The organism is Thermus sediminis, assembly GCF_003426945.1.
GTDB classification, from domain to species: Bacteria; Deinococcota; Deinococci; order Deinococcales; family Thermaceae; genus Thermus; species Thermus sediminis.
The window spans coordinates 1866465-1881849 of sequence record NZ_QURO01000004.1 but is presented as its reverse complement, the minus strand read 5'-3'; the positions used below and the strand labels follow the sequence as shown (position 1 = coordinate 1881849).

Annotated in this window: 13 protein-coding genes and 1 pseudogene; 10 read left to right on the top strand and 4 right to left on the bottom strand. The window is 71.8% G+C overall.

Annotated features, from left to right (window positions below; genetic code table 11):
• Positions 1-3: 3 nt before the first annotated feature.
• Genes cobJ through cbiB form a run of 6 tightly spaced genes read left to right on the top strand, consistent with a single transcriptional unit; the run spans position 4 to position 4949 of the window.
• On the top strand, positions 4-867 hold the full coding sequence (cobJ, locus tag ATI37_RS10715) for a precorrin-3B C(17)-methyltransferase (RefSeq protein WP_117238337.1): 864 nt from the start codon (positions 4-6) through the stop codon (positions 865-867).
• Positions 860-1942 carry a cobalt-precorrin 5A hydrolase gene (locus tag ATI37_RS10710; RefSeq protein ID WP_117238336.1) on the top strand — a complete coding sequence of 361 codons (1083 nt, stop codon included), beginning with the start codon at positions 860-862 and terminating at the stop codon, positions 1940-1942. The genes cobJ and ATI37_RS10710 overlap by 8 nt, the downstream gene beginning before the upstream one ends.
• Positions 1939-3045, top strand: a complete 1107-nt coding sequence (locus ATI37_RS12510; RefSeq protein WP_117238335.1) for a CbiX/SirB N-terminal domain-containing protein — start codon at positions 1939-1941, stop codon at positions 3043-3045. Before ATI37_RS10710 ends, ATI37_RS12510 begins: the two co-directional genes overlap by 4 nt.
• A gap of 1 nt (position 3046) precedes the next feature.
• Positions 3047-3406 carry a DUF3209 family protein gene (locus ATI37_RS10700; protein ID WP_117238334.1) on the top strand — a complete coding sequence of 120 codons (360 nt, stop codon included), beginning with the start codon at positions 3047-3049 and terminating at the stop codon, positions 3404-3406.
• Positions 3403-4098 (top strand): uroporphyrinogen-III C-methyltransferase, encoded by a 696-nt coding sequence (gene cobA / locus ATI37_RS10695; RefSeq protein ID WP_117238333.1) that lies wholly within the window; start codon positions 3403-3405, stop codon positions 4096-4098. Before ATI37_RS10700 ends, cobA begins: the two co-directional genes overlap by 4 nt.
• Entirely contained in the window at positions 4095-4949 is an 855-nt protein-coding gene (gene cbiB / locus ATI37_RS10690; protein ID WP_117238332.1) for an adenosylcobinamide-phosphate synthase CbiB, read from the top strand. The genes cobA and cbiB overlap by 4 nt, the downstream gene beginning before the upstream one ends.
• 63 nt (positions 4950-5012) lie before the next feature.
• On the opposite strand, the gene ppdK is transcribed toward cbiB, so the two are convergent.
• Complete coding sequence (ppdK, locus tag ATI37_RS10685; RefSeq protein WP_117238331.1) at positions 5013-7610, bottom strand: pyruvate, phosphate dikinase; 2598 nt, start codon at positions 7608-7610, stop codon at positions 5013-5015.
• Positions 7611-7763: 153 nt separating this feature from the next.
• Here ppdK and ATI37_RS10680 point away from each other — a divergent pair, with 153 nt between their 5' ends.
• The 3 genes from ATI37_RS10680 to ATI37_RS10670 are packed head-to-tail and all read left to right on the top strand — an operon-like array spanning position 7764 to position 11143.
• The gene (locus ATI37_RS10680; protein ID WP_117238330.1) at positions 7764-8762 is read left to right on the top strand and encodes a pyridoxal phosphate-dependent aminotransferase; all 999 of its coding nucleotides are present in this window, start codon (positions 7764-7766) and stop codon (positions 8760-8762) included.
• A gap of 4 nt (positions 8763-8766) precedes the next feature.
• The gene (locus ATI37_RS10675) at positions 8767-9225 is read left to right on the top strand and encodes a nucleotidyltransferase domain-containing protein (RefSeq protein WP_117238329.1); all 459 of its coding nucleotides are present in this window, start codon (positions 8767-8769) and stop codon (positions 9223-9225) included.
• Positions 9212-11143, top strand: a complete 1932-nt coding sequence (locus ATI37_RS10670; RefSeq protein ID WP_198665552.1) for a cobyric acid synthase — start codon at positions 9212-9214, stop codon at positions 11141-11143. The genes ATI37_RS10675 and ATI37_RS10670 overlap by 14 nt, the downstream gene beginning before the upstream one ends.
• A gap of 72 nt (positions 11144-11215) precedes the next feature.
• Here the strand turns inward: ATI37_RS10670 and ATI37_RS10665 are convergent.
• Positions 11216-12315, bottom strand: a pseudogene (locus tag ATI37_RS10665) (zinc-dependent alcohol dehydrogenase).
• Positions 12312-13373 (bottom strand): class II aldolase/adducin family protein, encoded by a 1062-nt coding sequence (locus ATI37_RS10660; protein WP_117238326.1) that lies wholly within the window; start codon positions 13371-13373, stop codon positions 12312-12314. The pseudogene ATI37_RS10665 and the gene ATI37_RS10660 overlap by 4 nt, the downstream one beginning before the upstream one ends.
• Before the next feature lie 44 nt (positions 13374-13417).
• On the opposite strand from ATI37_RS10660, the gene ATI37_RS10655 reads away from it, so the two are divergent.
• Positions 13418-14398 carry a P1 family peptidase gene (locus ATI37_RS10655; RefSeq protein ID WP_117238325.1) on the top strand — a complete coding sequence of 327 codons (981 nt, stop codon included), beginning with the start codon at positions 13418-13420 and terminating at the stop codon, positions 14396-14398.
• Here ATI37_RS10655 and ATI37_RS10650 read toward each other — a convergent pair.
• Positions 14375-15382, bottom strand: coding sequence for a S1C family serine protease (locus ATI37_RS10650; RefSeq protein WP_117238607.1), 1008 nt, complete (start codon positions 15380-15382; stop codon positions 14375-14377). The genes ATI37_RS10655 and ATI37_RS10650 overlap by 24 nt on opposite strands.
• Positions 15383-15385 lie beyond the last annotated feature (3 nt).

The window sequence follows — 15385 nt, the reverse complement described above, 5'->3', positions numbered from 1 at the left end:
GGCATGGGCGAACTCTACCTGGTGGGCATGGGTCCGGGAAACCTGGAGGGCCTTACCCTTAGGGCCCAGGAGGTCCTGGGGAGGGCGGGAACCGTGATCGGCTACAGCACCTACATCGGCCTCCTGGAGGAGATGGGCCTCCTGGAGGGCAAGGGGGTGGTGCGCAAGGGGATGACGGAGGAGCTAGACCGGGCGGAGGAGGCCTTGGAGAGGGCCCTCGGTGGGGAGCGGGTGGCCCTGGTCTCCGGGGGGGACCCCGGGGTCTACGGCATGGCCGCGCCCCTTCTGGAGCTCATGGAGGAGCGGGGGTTCCGGCGGGCCGACGGGGGGGTGGGCCTCCCGGGGCGCTTCCGCCTGGGGGAAGGGGAGGTCTGGCTGGAGGTGGTGCCCGGGGTCACGGCGGCCAACGCCGTGGCCAGCCTCCTGGGGAGCCCCATGGCCCACGACACCTGCCTCCTCAGCCTCTCCGACCTCCTCACCCCCTGGCCCCTCATCCAGCGGAGGCTCCACGCCGCGGGGCAGGGGGACTTCGTGGTGGTCCTCTACAACCCCCAGAGCAAGCGGCGGCACTGGCAGCTCAGGCGGAGCGCCGAGATCCTCCTCCAGTACCGCCCTAAGGAGACCCCGGCCGCCCTGGTCAAGGGGGCCTACCGCAGGCGCCAGGAGGTGGTCCTCACCACGCTGGAGGGCCTCCTGGAGGCCGAGGCGGGAATGCTCACCACCGTGGTCATCGGCAACAGCCAAAGCCGCCTCTACGAGGGGACCTTCCTCACCCCCAGGGGCTACGCCCTCAAGTACGACCTGGAGACCAAGGAGGCCCTTCCTGGGGAGACCCCGGGCCTCCCTTTGCGGAGGGGAGATGCCTGAGCTTGGGCCCCTCAGACCCGAGCGGGTGGCCGTCTACACCCTCACCCTCCCCGGGCTGGCCGTGGCGGAGCGGATCCACCGGGCCCTCCCGGGGAGCCGCCTCTACGTGGCGGAGAGGTACCGCCCCTTGGCCCCCGAAGGGGCGGTCCCCTTCGCCGAGCCCATCCGGGACCTGGTCCAAAGGACCTGGGCCCTCCACGACGGCCACGTCTTCGTCATGGCCTCGGGGATCGTCCTGAGGGCCATCGCTCCCCTTCTTCTGGACAAGCGGGTGGACCCCGCCGTCCTGGTGGTGGACCTGAAGGGCCGCTACTTCGTCCCCCTGCTCGCCGGCCACCTCGGGGGGGCGAACCCCCTGGCCCGCCACCTGGCAGAGGCCCTGGGAGGGGAGGCGGTCCTCACCACGGGGACGGACGCCGTGGGGGCCCCGGCCCCCGACCTCCTGGCCAAGGCCCTCGGGGCCCGGGTGCCCGACTGGGGCCCCCTCAAGGCGGTCTCGGCCCTCCTGGTGGACGGGAGGCCCGTGGGCTTCTACGCGGACTGCGTGGACCTGACCCCCCTCCTGCGCTACCCCATGGTGCGGGTCCTGGAGGCCCCAGACCCCGAGGGGGTGGAGGGGATGGTCCTCTTCACGGTGCGGAGGCCCTTCCCTCTCCCCGTCCCCGCCCTCTTCGCCCATCCCCCCGCCCTGGTCCTCGGCCTCGGCTGCAACCGGGGCACCCCCTTGGAGGAGATCCGGCGGGAGGTTCGCGCCTTCCTGGAGGAGAGGGGCCTCGCCTGGGAGAGCCTCGCAAGGATGGCCACCGCCGAGCTGAAGCGGGACGAGGCGGGCCTCCTCGCCTTCGCCGAGGAGACGGGCCTTCCCCTACGCTTCCACCCGGCCCAGGTCCTGAACGCCCAGCCCATCCCCAACCCCTCGGAGGTGGTCTTCCGCCACACGGGCCTCCTCGGGGTGGCCGAGGCTGCGGTCTTGGCGGAGGGGGCGAGGCTTCTAGTGGAGAAGACCAAGCGGGGGAACCTGACCCTGGCCGCGGGGGTCCTCACCTTGGGGATCCCGGAGGAGGCCTTGCCGTGAACGTCCTCCTGGTGGCCCACGGCTCCCCGGACCCCCGGGCGCGGGCCTTACCTCTAGGCCTGAGGAAGGGGCTAGAGCGCGCCCTAGGGGTGAGGGTCTTCCTGGGCTTCATCGAGCACCAACCCCCTACCCTCCTCGAGGGGGCCCTGGCCCTGGCCCGCTCCGGGGGCGGGGTGGTCCTCCCCCTCCTCCTCTTCGGGGGAGGGCACCTGAAGGCGGACCTCCCCCTGGCCCTGGAGGTGGCCCAGGGGGAATACCCCGAGGCCTCTCTGCGTCTCGCCCGCCCCCTGGGCCTTCACCCCGCCCTGGTGGACCTCTGGGCGGAGAGGCTCGCCCGGCGGGGGGCCACGGGGGAGGACGGGGCGGTCCTGGTCCTCCGGGGGGGCACGGACCCGGGGGCCAACGCGGAGGGGGCCGCCCTGGCCCGGCTCCTGGAGGAGCGGCTAGGCCTCCCCGTCCTCCCCGCCTACGCCAGCCGGGCCCGCCCCAACCCCCAGGAGGCCCTGGCCCGCCTGGGGGCCTACCGGCCGCGGCGGGCCTTCCTCCTCCCCCACCTCTTCTTCCGAGGGGTGGTGGAGGGACGGGTGGAGGCCAGGGCCTTGCGCTTCCCCGTGGAGGTCCTCCCTCCCCTCATGGGCCACCCTGCCCTCCTGAGGGCCCTTCAGGAACGGTACCGGGAGGCCTTGGAGGGGGGAGGAGCCCCCTGCGACACCTGCCGCTTCCGCTTTCCCATAGGGCGGTACGCCCCCAGGCGGGAGGCCCAGATCGCCGGTCTCCGGGCCCTGCGCCACGCCCTCTTCGCCCCGGGGCGCCACCCCCACGGGGCCTTCACCCACCTCCTCCTCTGCACCGGGGAGAGCTGCCGGGAGGCGGGGGCCCTGGGGGTCCTGAGGGGGCTAGAGGAGGCCCTGGCCGACCTAAAGGGGGTGGTCCAGCTCACCCCCACCCCCTGCCTGGGGCGGTGCGGTAAGGGCCCCATCCTCATGGCCTACCCCGAGGGGGTGGTCTACGGGGGGCTGGGCCCAGGCGACCTCGCCCCCCTGAGGCGGGTCCACCTCGAGGGGGGCGAGATCTACCGAGAAAAGCTTTTGGAGGTGATCTAGGATGGCATGCCACGAGCTCTCGGCCCTAAGGATCGCTTTAGGAGAACTTCTGGAAAAGGAGGCCCACGACCTCCTCCACGAGCGGGAGGAGCTGGCCCCCGCCCTAGAGGGGCGGCCCGAGCTCAAGGCCCTCACCGAGGAGAGGACCCTGCCCGGGATCCGGCGGCAGCTGGAGGTGGCCCTGGCCCACCTCGAGGCCACCGACCCCGGGGACGAGCCCTACCACCGGGGCCTCCTCCTGGCCACAGAGGCCGCCCTCCAGAGGCTTAGGGCCCTGGAGGCGGAGGCCGAAAGGCTCTTCCAGGAGGTGGACCTCCTCCACCATCGTCTCCACCGCCTCTTCCCCCGCAAGCGGGCATGAGGGGCCGGGTCTTCCTGGTGGGGGCAGGCTTCGGGGGCCCCGAGCACCTCACCCTCAGGGCCCTCAGGGTCTTGGAGGAGGCGGAGGTGGTCCTCCACGACCGGCTGGTCCACCCCGGGGTCCTGGCCCTGGCCAAGGGGGAGCTCGTCCCCGTGGGCAAGGAGGGGTACGGCCGGAAGACCCCCCAGGAGGAGATCCACCGTCTCCTGGTGGCCCTGGCCCGGGAGGGAAGGGCGGTGGCCCGCCTCCATGGGGGGGATGCCATGGTCTTCGGCCGCGGGGGGGAGGAGGTCTTAGCCCTAAGGCGGGCGGGCATCCCCTACGAAGTGATCCCTGGGGTGACGAGCGCCGTGGGGGCCTTATCCAGCCTGGGCCTCCCCCTCACCTTTCGGGGCCTGGCCCGAAGCTTCGCCGTGGCCACGGGGCACGACCCAACCCTCCCCCTCCCCCAGGCGGACGCCCTGGTCCTCCTCATGCCCCTCCACGCCCTAGAGGCCCTAAAGACCAGGCTCCTGGAGCGCTTTTCCCCGGAAACCCCCCTGGCCCTCCTCGCCCGGGTGGGGTGGCCCGGGGAGGAGGTGCGCCTGGGAAGCCTCACTGACCTCCCAGGCCTCGGGGAGGGCCTTCCCTCCCCAGCCCTCCTGGTGGTCGGAAGAATGGTGGGGCTCTACAGAGAAATCCTCGGAAGTTGAGCCTCCTCCTCGCCCTCCTCCTGGACGCCCTCCTGGGGGAGCCCCCAGAGAAGCTCCACCCCGTGGTCTGGATGGGGCGGTACCTGGCCTGGGCCTGGCCGCGGGTGAGGGGCCTTTGGTCAGGCGCCCTCTACTGGGCTTTGGGAGCTTTCCTCTTCGCCTTCCCCGCCGTCCTCCTGGACCTCCTCCTAAGGCCCCTGGCCCTAGGGTGGGTGCTCCTCGGCCTCCTCCTCAAGCCCCTCTTCAGCCTGCGCATGCTCCTAGAGGAGGTCTTTGCCGTGGAAAAGGCCTTAGGAAAAGGCTTGGAGATCGCCAGGACTAGGCTTAGCCGGATCGTGAGCCGGAAGACTGGAGATCTCTCCGAGGAGGAGGTGCGGGAGGCCGCTTTGGAAAGCCTCGCGGAAAACCTCTCGGATAGCCTCCTCGCCCCCCTCCTCTACTACGCCCTCTTCGGGCTTGGGGGAGCGGCCCTCTACCGCTACGCCAACACCGCCGACGCCATGTGGGCCTACCCCGAGCACGGGGCGCGGGGCCTCTTCGCCGCCTGGGCCGACGACCTCCTGAACCTCCTCCCGGCCAGGCTCACGGGCCTCCTCTTCTGCCCCCCCAGGCTCTGGGGGAGGCTCCTTGGGGAAGCCCGGAAGACCCCCTCCCCCAACGCCGGCTTCCCCATGGCCGCCCTGGCCTTGAGGCTCGGGGTGCGCTTGAGGAAGCGGGGGGCTTACGCCCTGAACCCCGAGGCTCCCTCCCCAGGACCGGCGCACGTGGAAAGAGCCCTCCTGTGGGCGGGGGGGCTGGGGTACGGGGTGGGGCTTCTCCTGGCGGCCTTCGCCGCCTTGGGAGGAGGCTAAGCACCCCACCGCGGCTTTCGCCGCGGGGGGGCCCCAAAAGAGTCCTCCCAAAGCAAAGGTCCCCTACACGGGCGCCTGGTCCCGGGCCAGCCCCGCCTGGGCGGCAGCGAGCCTGGCGGTGAGGACCCGGAAGGGGCTCGCGGAGGTGTAGTCCAGGAGGTCGGCCACGAAGCGCACGCTCCCCGCCTCCCCCCCGTGCTCCCCGCAGAGGCCCAGCTTGAGGCGGGGGTTGGCCCGCCTCCCCTCCTCCGCCGCCAGGCGGAGAAGCCGGCCCACCCCCCTCTCGTCCAGGCGCTCCGTGGGGTCAAAGGGGAAGAGGCCCTCCTCCACGTACCGGGGCAGGAACTTGCCCGCATCGTCCCGGGAGAGGCCGAAGGCCATCTGGGTGAGGTCGTTGGTGCCGAAGCTGAAGAAGTCCACTATGGGGGCGATCTCCGCCGCCAGGAGGGCGGCCCGAGGGGTCTCGATCATGGTACCGAAGGGGATGGGGCCGTACTCAAGGAAGAGCTCCTCCGCCAGGGCCTTGGCCCTTTCCACCTCTTTGGGGTCGGCCACCAGGGGGACCATGACCTCGGGCCTGGGGTCCAAGCCCTCCGCCCTAAGCTCCTGGGCCGCTTCGAGGAGGGCCCTGAGCTGCATGCGGAGGATCCCCGGCCTCAGGAGGAGGAGCCTCACCCCCCGGAAGCCCAGCATGGGGTTCACCTCCCTCAGGGCTTCCGCCCGCTCTAGAAGGCGCCGGGCCTCCCCGTCCCCATCCTGGGCCCTTCCCCGGAGCTCCTCCAAGGGGGGCAGGAACTCGTGGAGGGGCGGGTCCAGGAGGCGCACGGTGACGGGGAGGCCGTCCATGGCCCTGAGGATCCCCTTGAAGTCCTCCTTCTGGAAGCGGAAGAGGGCCTCGAGGGCCTCCGCTTCCTCCTCTTCTGTGGCCGCCAGGATGAGGCGGCGCACCCAGGGAAGCCTTTCCTCCCCAAAGAACATGTGCTCCGTGCGGCAAAGCCCGATCCCCTCGGCCCCCAGCTCCCGGGCCCGCCTGGCGTCCTCGGGGGTGTCGGCGTTGGCCCTTACGCCCAGCTTCCGGTGGGGCTCGGCCCAGGAGAGGAGCTTGGCGAGAAGGGCCTCCCCAGCGGCCTCCACCAGGGGAACGGGACCCAGGTAGACCTCCCCCGTCCCCCCATCCAGGGTGAGGAGGTCCCCCTCCCTTATCGCCATCCCCTCCGCCACCGCCCGCCCCTCCTCGGGGAGGACCTTTAGGGCCTCGGCGCCCACCACCGCGGGCACCGCCAGGCCCCGGGCCACCACGGCGGCGTGGGAGGTGAGGCCCCCCCGGGCGGTGAGGATCCCCTGGGCCAGGTACATCCCGGTGATGTCCTCGGGGGTGGTCTCGGGGCGGACGAGGATGACGGGGAGCCCCTGGGCCCGGAAGCGCTCCACCCCCTCGTTGCTGAAGGCGGCGTGGCCGAAAGCGGCCCCAGGGCTTGCGGGAAGGCCCTTGAGGATGGGCCTGGGGGCCCTTTGGCGGTCCACCGCGGGCCGGAGGAGGCCAGGGAGGGCGTTGGCCTCCACCCGGAGGATGGCCTCCTCCTTGGTGATGAGGCCCTCCTCGGCCATCTCCACGGCGATGCGCACCGCCGCCTGGGCCGTGCGCTTGCCCGAGCGGGTCTGGAGGAGGAAGAGCCTCCCCCGCTCCACGGTGAACTCAAAGTCCTGCATGTCCCGGAAGTGGCCCTCGAGGCGCTCCGCCACCCTAAGGAGCTCCCCGTAAAGCTCCGGGGCGTAGTCCCGGAGGCGCTCTAAGGGCTCCGGGGTCCTTACCCCCGCCACCACGTCCTCTCCCTGGGCGTTCCTCAGGTACTCCCCGTAGAGCCCCTTCTCCCCGGTGGCGGGGTTGCGGGTGAAGCCCACCCCGGTCCCCGAGTCCTCCCCCAGGTTGCCGAAGACCATGGCCTGGACCACCACCGCCGTGCCCAGGTCCTCGGGGATGCCGTAGATGCGGCGGTAGGTCCTGGCCCGGGGGTTCTGCCAGCTCCGGAAGACCGCCAGGATGGCCCCCTGGAGCTGGGCCCAAGGGTCCAGGGGGAAGGGGGTACCCCGGGCCCCCAGGTGGGCCAGGTAGGCGTGGGAAAGCCCCTCCAGGTCCTCGGCCGTGAGGTCGGCGTCCGTCCTGGCCCCTCGCTCCTCCTTGAGGGCGGAAAGCCTCTCCGCAAAGGCCTCAGGCCTCTCCCCTAAGACCACCTCCCCGTACATGGCGAGGAGCCTCCGGAAGCTATCCCAGGCGAAGCGGGGGTTGCCCGTGGCCCGGGCCAGGGCCTCCACCCCCTCCAGGGTGAGGCCCAGGTTGAGGATGGTGTCCATCATCCCCGGCATGGAGACCGGGGCCCCGCTCCGCACGGAAACGAGAAGGGGAGGGCTACCCCCCTCCCCTAGGCCAAAGCGCTTGCCCGTTAGGCCCTCCAGGGCCGCCATCTTGGCCCGTACCTCCTCCCCTAGCCCCTCCACCTCCCCCGCACGCAGGTACTGGCGGCAGGCCTCGGTGGTGATGACGAAGGCCGGGGGCACGGGAAGCCCCGCCTTTCGCATGGCCACTAGGCCAAACCCCTTCCCTCCTAGGAGGTCCTTGGATAGGCCCTCCGCCTCCTCCAACAGGTAGACCCAAAGGTTCATAGGGCCAGTGTGCTCAGGGCCTTGGAAGCGTGGAAAAGTGTAATGCGGGCAGGCGTACACCGTTTGGGCCAGAAGCCCCCGGAGCCCCCAGGGTGCGGCGGAACCTTTAGCCTGGGCCCCAATCCCAAAGGACGAGGGGCCCAGAATGGGGGTATGCTGGACGACGTGCTCAGGCCCATCCACGGAGGCCCCGACGGAGGGCCCGAACCCCTTTACGACTTCTCCACCAACGCCAACGCCCTGGGCCCGAATCCAGTTATTCTGGACCGTTTACGGCAGGTGGACCCCAGCCGCTACCCCGACCCCCTCTACCGGGAAACCCACCGTCTCCTGGCCCAGGCCCACGGGGTGGCCGAGAACCAGGTGGCCGTGGGCACGGGCACCAGCGAGCTCATCCACCGCCTGGCCCGCTGGACCTACCTCCGGGGCCCCATCCTCCTCCTCCCCCCCACCTTCAGCGAGTACGCCCGGGCAGCCCGGGCCCTGGACCTCCCCCTCTGGGAGGCGCGAAGCCCCAGGGAGTTCCTGGAGTTGCTCCCCCGAAGCTCCCTGGCCTTTCTCTGCGTCCCCAACAACCCCACGGGAGAGGTCTACCCCTTCCTGGAGGAGGCAGCCCGGAGGGCTGGAGGGGCCCTGGTCCTGGACCTGGCCTACCACGACCTCCTGGAGGAGCCCGTCCCCCTCCCCCCAAAGGCCTTCCAGCTCTACAGCCCCAACAAGGCCCACGGCCTCACCGGGGTGCGGTCGGGGTATCTGGTGGCCCCTTTGGACCTCACCCACTTCAGGAACCTGGCCCCTAGCTGGCCGGTCTCCGCCTACGGGGAGGCCCTCCTTCGGGGGCACCTAGACCCCTTGGCCCGGGCCTGGCTCGAGGCGAGCCGCAAAGACCTCCAACGCCTGAGGCGGCTTCTGGCCAAGGGGCTTAGGGGGCTTGGGCTGGAGGTGCGGGAAAGCCCCGCCAACTTCCTCCTGGTGCGGGTGGGCAAGGCCACCCAGGTGGCCCGGGCCCTGAGGGAGCGGGGCATCCGGGTGCGGGACGCCACCAGCTTCGGCCTTCCGGAGTGGCTCAGGCTCTCCGCCCAGCGGGAGGAGGCCACACAGGCCCTCCTGGAGGCCCTAGAGGAGGTTCTCGCCGGGGTCGGGGTAGACTGAGGGGGTGGAGGCCGGCCTGAAGGCCTACCCGGAGGAAGCCGCAGCGCGGCTTAGGGGTGCTCTGGACCTCGAGGCCCTCTACCCCTTCGGCTCCCACGCCCGGGGCACGGCAGACCCCCGCTCGGACCTGGACCTCCCGGTGGTGGCCAGGACCCCCCTCCCCCCGTTGGCGCGGATCGGCTTGGTTCTGGAACTCCTCAGGGATGCACCCCTCCCCGTGGAGGCCATCGTCCTGACCCCGGAGGAGCTTTTGGAGAGACGGGGCCTCCCTGAGGAAGAGGCCCCCTACCTGAAGAGCCTCCTGCCCCAGGCCCTGGACAAGCTCCACATCCCCACCCGCTACCCCGATGCCCTCCCGGGGCTCACGCCCCAGGAGGCCTATACGGAGGAAGGGGCAAGGAAGGCCCTAGAGGATGCCCAGGCCATCCTGGAGGCCGTGGAGGTGCGCCTTGGGCAGGGCTAGGGCCCTCATCGTCTGGGGCACGGGAAGCGGCGTGGGGAAAAGCCTCCTCGCGGCGGGTCTCCTCCGCCACTTCAGGAGGCTTGGGGTCCGGGCCGCCCCCTTCAAGGCCCAGAACATGGCCAACCACGCCCGGATTGGCCTTGGGGGGGAGATGGCGAGCGCCCAGTGGCTCCAGGCCCTGGCCGCGGGGGCCGAGCCCGAGGTGCGGATGAACCCCGTTTTGGTCAAGCCCTTTGGGGAGCGGGGGGCCCAGGTGGTGGTCCTGGGAAAGGTGGACCCCTTCCTCTCGGGGCTTTCCTGGAAGGAGCGCAGGGCCCACCTCGAGGCCCCCATCCGGGAGGCGCTGGAGGGGCTCCTTTCGGAGTACGAGCTCCTGGTCCTCGAGGGGGCGGGGAGCCCGGTGGAGCGCAACCTTTGGCCCGACCTCCCCAACCTCAAGGTGGCCCAGTGGGCGGAGGCCCAGGCCCTCCTGGTGGCGGACGTGGACCAGGGCGGGGCCCTGGCGGCGCTCTACGGCACCTGGGCCCTCCTCGGGGAGCACCGGGAGAGGCTTTTGGGCTTCGTCTTCAACAAGTTCCGGGGGGACCTGGGGCTCCTTGAGCCCGCCTACGGCCTCCTCCGGGACTGGACCGGGGTGGGGGTCCTGGGCACCCTGCCTATGCTCCCCCTCTCCCTCCCCGAGGAGGACGGGTTCCGCCACCGCCTGGAAGGGGGAGAGGGCCCGAAGGTGGCCATCCTCCGCTACCCCCACGCGGCCAACCTGGACGAGTTCTGGCCCCTGGGGGAGGTGGCCCGGCCCCGCTACGCCCAAGACCCCAAAGAGGCCGAGGGGGCGGACCTCCTCATCCTCCCGGGAAGCCGCCTCCCGGCCCGGGACCTCCCCTGGCTTCGGGCCTTCCTCCCCGTGATCCGCGGGCACCTGGAGGCGGGCAAGCCCCTCCTCGCCGTCTGCGGCGGGGCAGAGATGCTCTCGGAGACCCTCGTGGACGAGGAGGGGGTGGAGGAAAAGGGGGTCTTCCCCGGGCTCGGCCTCCTGCCCTACAGGGTCCGGATGCGCCCGGAGAAGACGGTCCTGAGGCGGCGGGTGCGCCTGGAGGGGCTTTCGGGGTACTGGGGGAGGCTCAACGGCCTCGAGGCGGAGGGGTACGAGATCCACCACGGGGAGGGGCTCCCCCTCCTCCACCAGGAGGGAAGCCTCCTCACCACCTGGCTCCACGGCCTCCTGGAGGACCCGGGGGTGCAACGGGCCCTCTTCGGCAGGGAGGCGAGGGGCCTGGAGAAGGCCCTGGACGCCCTGGCGGACGCTCTGGAGCGGCACCTGGACCTGAAGGCCCTCCACCGGGCCCTGGGCCTCACGGGAAGGGTCCACCCGAGCCCCGCCCCCAAGCCCCCAGACCCCCCGCCAAAGCCCGGCCTGGTCCTCGTCCTGGGGGGGGCGAGGAGCGGCAAGAGCCGCTTCGCCCAACGGCTCGCCGGGCCCTTCGCCACCCTCATCGCCACCGCCGAGGCCAGGGACGAGGAGATGGCGGCGCGCATCGCCCGCCACCGGGCCGAGCGCCCCCCCACCTGGGAGACCCTGGAGGAGCCCCTAGACCTGGTAGGGGCCCTGGAGAGGGCCCGCCACCCCACGGCGGTGGTGGACTGCCTCACCCTCTGGGTGGCGAACCTCCTGGAAAGGGGCCTGGACCCCCTGGCCGAGGCCCGGAGGTTCCTCCAGGCCGCCCGGGAAAGCGGCAAGCGGGTGATCCTGGTCTCCAACGAGGTGGGCCTGGGCATCGTCCCCGAAAACCCCCTGGCCCGACGCTACCGGGACCTCCTGGGGGAGGTGAACGCCCTCCTGGCCCAGGAGGCCGAGGTCTACCTGATGGTGGCGGGAAGGCCCCTGCGCCTAGGCCTAGACGGCCCCCCCAAGGCTTAGGAACTTCGCGCGAGGGCCTCCCAGGCCGCCTCGGTGGGCCCAAACCCATGCCGCTTCTCCTCCAGGGCCTTCCTACCCCCGGGGTCCGCCCGGCCGGAAGAGGGCCTTCCCCCGGGCCCCCAGGGCCTCCCCCCAGGCCTCCAGGGGGAAGATCCCCCCCACGAGGCCCTCGAGGCCCCCTAACCCCGGGAGGAGGGCCACGGCCTCCTTGAACTCCTCCCGGGTGTAGGTGTAGCTCCCCAGGAGGCCCACCTCCTTGAACCAGAAGGGGGAGAGGTCGGCCCATTCCAGCCCAGGGGCCCCGAGGAGGAGAACCCTTCCCCCCTCCTCCGCCAGGGCCAGGGCCTCGCGGAAGCCCTTCCCGCTCCCTGAGGCCTCCACCACCGCCGGAAACCCTCCCCGGTGGCCCTCAAAGAGGAGGTAGCGGTAGCGCCTGGCCCTTTCCCGTAGGGCCTCCCTGGCGCTCCCATAGACCCGGTCCGCCCCGAAGGCCCTGGCCCTTTCCCCCTGGTGGCGGTACTTGGCCACGGCGTGGACCCTCCCCGAAAACCCCAGGGCGCGGAGGAGGTGGGCCGCCATGAGGCCGATGGTGCCCATGCCGAGGACGAGGACCTCCTCCGGCCAAGGCCCGAGCTTCCTAAGCCCCCGGAGGACCACGGCCAGGGGCTCGGCCAGGACCCCCCGCTCGTCCGGAACCCCGTCCGGGATGGGGTAGAGGCGCTCCTCCCGGGCCAGGACCCACTCCCCCCACCCCCCGGGGAGGTCCCGGTTGTAGCCCAGCATCCCCGGGGCCAAAGGGCCCTCGGCCACGTTCTGGCAGAGCCCCTCCTCCCCCCGCTGGCACATGGGGCAGGGAGGGAGGCCCCGGTCGGCGCAGGCCAGGAGGGGGTTCACCGCTACCCGCGTCCCCTCTACCTCCCCCAGGATCTCGTGGCCGAGGACGGCGGGGAAGGAGAAGAAGGGGCTTATCGTGGGGGGGCTTTTCCCGTAGAGGAGGGCCAGGTCCGAGCCGCAGACCCCAGCGAGGCGGACCCGGACCTTATGGAAGCCGGGTCTTTCGGGGAGGGGCACCTCCTCTAGCCTCAGGGGAAGGAGCCCCGGGGGAAACCGTTTCCCCAGGAGCCTGGCCCCGAGGAAGCGGGGGAGGGAGGGGCGTAGCGGAGGGCCCTCATGCCATGGGCACGGTGCGGATGAGCCGGCCCTCAATCCGCTCCAGGATCTCGTCCAGGCTGCGGCCGGTGATGGTGAGGCCGTGGTTCTTGAGGCCCACCACGGCCCGGGTGGGGTCGGGGGCCTCCCGCACCTTTTCCGCCACCGCCTGGGCGAGCTCGTAGGTGCCGCAGGGGTAGTTGAAGGGGGTGGCGGGGACCCCTTCCATCCAGGCGTGGACGTGGAGGATGGCCCCCACCCCCGGGTGCTCCCGGTAGATCATCCAGTGCTCAATGGCGTCCACGCTGACCCGCCTGGGCTCCACGTGGGGGGGGACGGAGAGGAGGATGGCGTTTTTCTCGGGGTCGTAGTCCTTCACCATGAGGATGTCCCGGCCCACCTCCTTGAGGTTCGCCTTGTCCACCCCGCTCGCCGACATCCAAAAGCGCCTCTCGTCCTTGCGCACGGAGAGGTTGCCGTAGGAGAGCCCCCCGATGCCGTAAAGCCGCTTCACGTGGCGGAGGTCCTCGGGGGAGAGGATCTCCTCTATGGGGAAGGGCGCGGGGAGGAGGTCCCAGGCCTTGAGCTTCCTCCCAGCCCGGTACATGCTCTCCGTAAGCTCGTCTCCTCCCCAGAGCTCGGGCTCCAGGTCGGGCAGGAAAAGGTTGTTGATGACCAGGCGGCTACAGGCGATGGGCCTAAGGCGGGCCGCCACCCGCTCGTGGAAGCCCTCCCCCTCCCTCTCCCGGTAGTGGCCCAGCTCCAGGGTGAGGAAGGCCACCCCCTCCCCGGGCACGTAGGCCAGGAGGACGTTGGAAAGGGCCCGGACCAGGTAGGGGTAGAGCTCCCTAAGGGGGTCCTCGGGGAACCAGGGAAGCTCCAGCACCGAGGCCACGAAGGTGGCCTGGGCCTTGCGCCTGTAGGGTTTAGGGGCTTCCGGGGCGATGGCGTTCAGGACCAGGTTGGGGGCCTCGGCCTCAGGGTTCAAGCGGAAGCCCTGGGCCTCGAGGGCCCTCCCCACCCCCTCCAGAAGCCCTCGGACCTTGGGTGTCGGCTCGCCGTAGACCAGGTATTCCCACATGACGCCTCCTTGTCCTGCCCGTAAGCCTACCGCATACTGGGCCCATGGCGGAAGCTTTATCCTCGGGAAGGGTACCCTTCTCCGGCCTAAGGGTAGGGCACTTCACCGACCGCGAGGCCCTCACGGGGTGCACGGTGCTCCTCCTGGAGGAAGGAGCCATCGCGGCGGTGGACGTGCGGGGGGCGGCCCCGGGGACCCGGGAGACGGACCTCCTGGCCCCGGAAAACACGGTGGAGAGGGTCCAGGCCCTCCTCCTCACCGGGGGAAGCGCCTTCGGGCTGGGAGCGGCCGAGGGGGTGGTGCGCTACCTCCGGGAGAGGGGCCAAGGGTTTCCCACCCCCGCGGGGCCGGTGCCCATCGTCCCCGCCGCCGTGCTCTACGACCTGGGGCGGGGGAGGGTTTTCCGCCCACCCGATGGCGAGGCGGGGTACCGGGCCGCCCTGGCCGCGGGGGAGGCGGTGGCCGAGGGGAGCGTGGGGGCGGGGACCGGGGCCCTTTCGGGCGGGGTGAAGGGGGGAGTGGGGGTGGCGGGCTTTCGTCTGGAGGAGGGGTATGGGATCTGGGCCCTGGTGGCGGTGAACAGCCTGGGCCGCCCCTTTGACCCCCTGACGGGGAGGCTCTACGCCGAGGCCCTCCTCGGGGAGGAGCAGGCCCTCCTCCCGGACCTCTCCCGCTACCGGGGCTTCCCTGAGGACTACCGCTACCCCTTCCTCCCCGGGCAGAACACCACCTTAGGCCTCGTGGTCACGGACGCCCCCCTCAGCAAGGCCCAGGCCAGGCGCCTGGCCATGATGGCCCAGGACGGGATCGCTCGGGCCATAAGGCCCGCCCACACCCCCCTGGACGGGGACCTGGTCTTCGCCTTGGCCCTAGGGGGCGGGCAAGGGGTGGGGCTTCCCCTCCTCCTCCGCCTCGGGGCCTACGGGGCCGACGCCCTGGCCCGGGCCATCGCCCGGGCGGTCCTCCTGGCGGAGGGGCTGGGCCTTCCCACCTACCGGGCGCTAGCGGCCGGGGAAGGGGCTTAGGAGGGCCTCCACCTGGAAGACCTCCGCCCCCCGGCGCACGGTGAGGGTGACCCGGTCCCCCACCTGGTAGCGGCGTACCTCCCGAAGGAGGTCCTCAAAGCCGTTCACCGAAACGCCGTTCACCTCGAGGATCACGTCGGGCACCCCGCCGGACTCCAGGCCCCTTAGCCCCGCCTTCTGGGCGGCCCCGCCCGGGACCACCTCCCCCACCACCACCCCCCCAGGGGGAAGGCCCAGGTCCCGGGCGAGCTCGGGGGTCAGGGCCCTGGGGCCCCGGAGGCCCAGGTAGGGCCAGTAGGTCCGCTCCCCCCTCTCCAGGGCCGAAAGGACCTCCCCCCGGCCGAAGAGGGGGGTAAAGTAGCTACGGAAGCCCGCCTCCGTCTGGCCGATGGCCACGGCCACGCCCAGCACCCTGCCCTCCGCATCCAGGAGCGGCCCCCCGGAGTCCCCGGGGGCCAGGGGGAGGGAGGTCTCCACCAGCCCCTGGGGGAGGAAGGCGGAGGGGCTCACCTCGAGGCCGACGACCCGGCCGTAGCGGGGAGCGATGAACTGGCCCCGGCCGTTGCCGATGTGGAGGAGGGCCTCCCCCACCTGCGGCCGCCTTGCCGTCTCCAGGGGAAGGGGAGAGGCGGGCGGGGTGGCCCCCGTGGCCAGGACCGCCAGGTCCAAGGGCTCGGCGAAGCCCAGGAGGCGGGCCTCCGCCCGGGTGCGGTTGGCCAGAAGGAGGGTGAAGGGTTCCCCCTCCGCCACCACGTGGTAGGCGGTGAGGACCAGGCCCGGGGCGTAGAAGAAGCCCGTGCCCCGCCCCCCCTCAGGGCCCTCTATGCGGAGCACGGCGGGGTGGGCCCGGGCATAGACCCTCTGGAGGACCTCCGGGTTCGCCTGGGCGGGCTCGGCCCAGAGGACGGAAGGGCCCCTGGTGAGGAGGGCGTTCAGGGCCAGGAGCAGGGGCACGAGGAGGAGCAAACCCCACAGTCTGCGCATAGA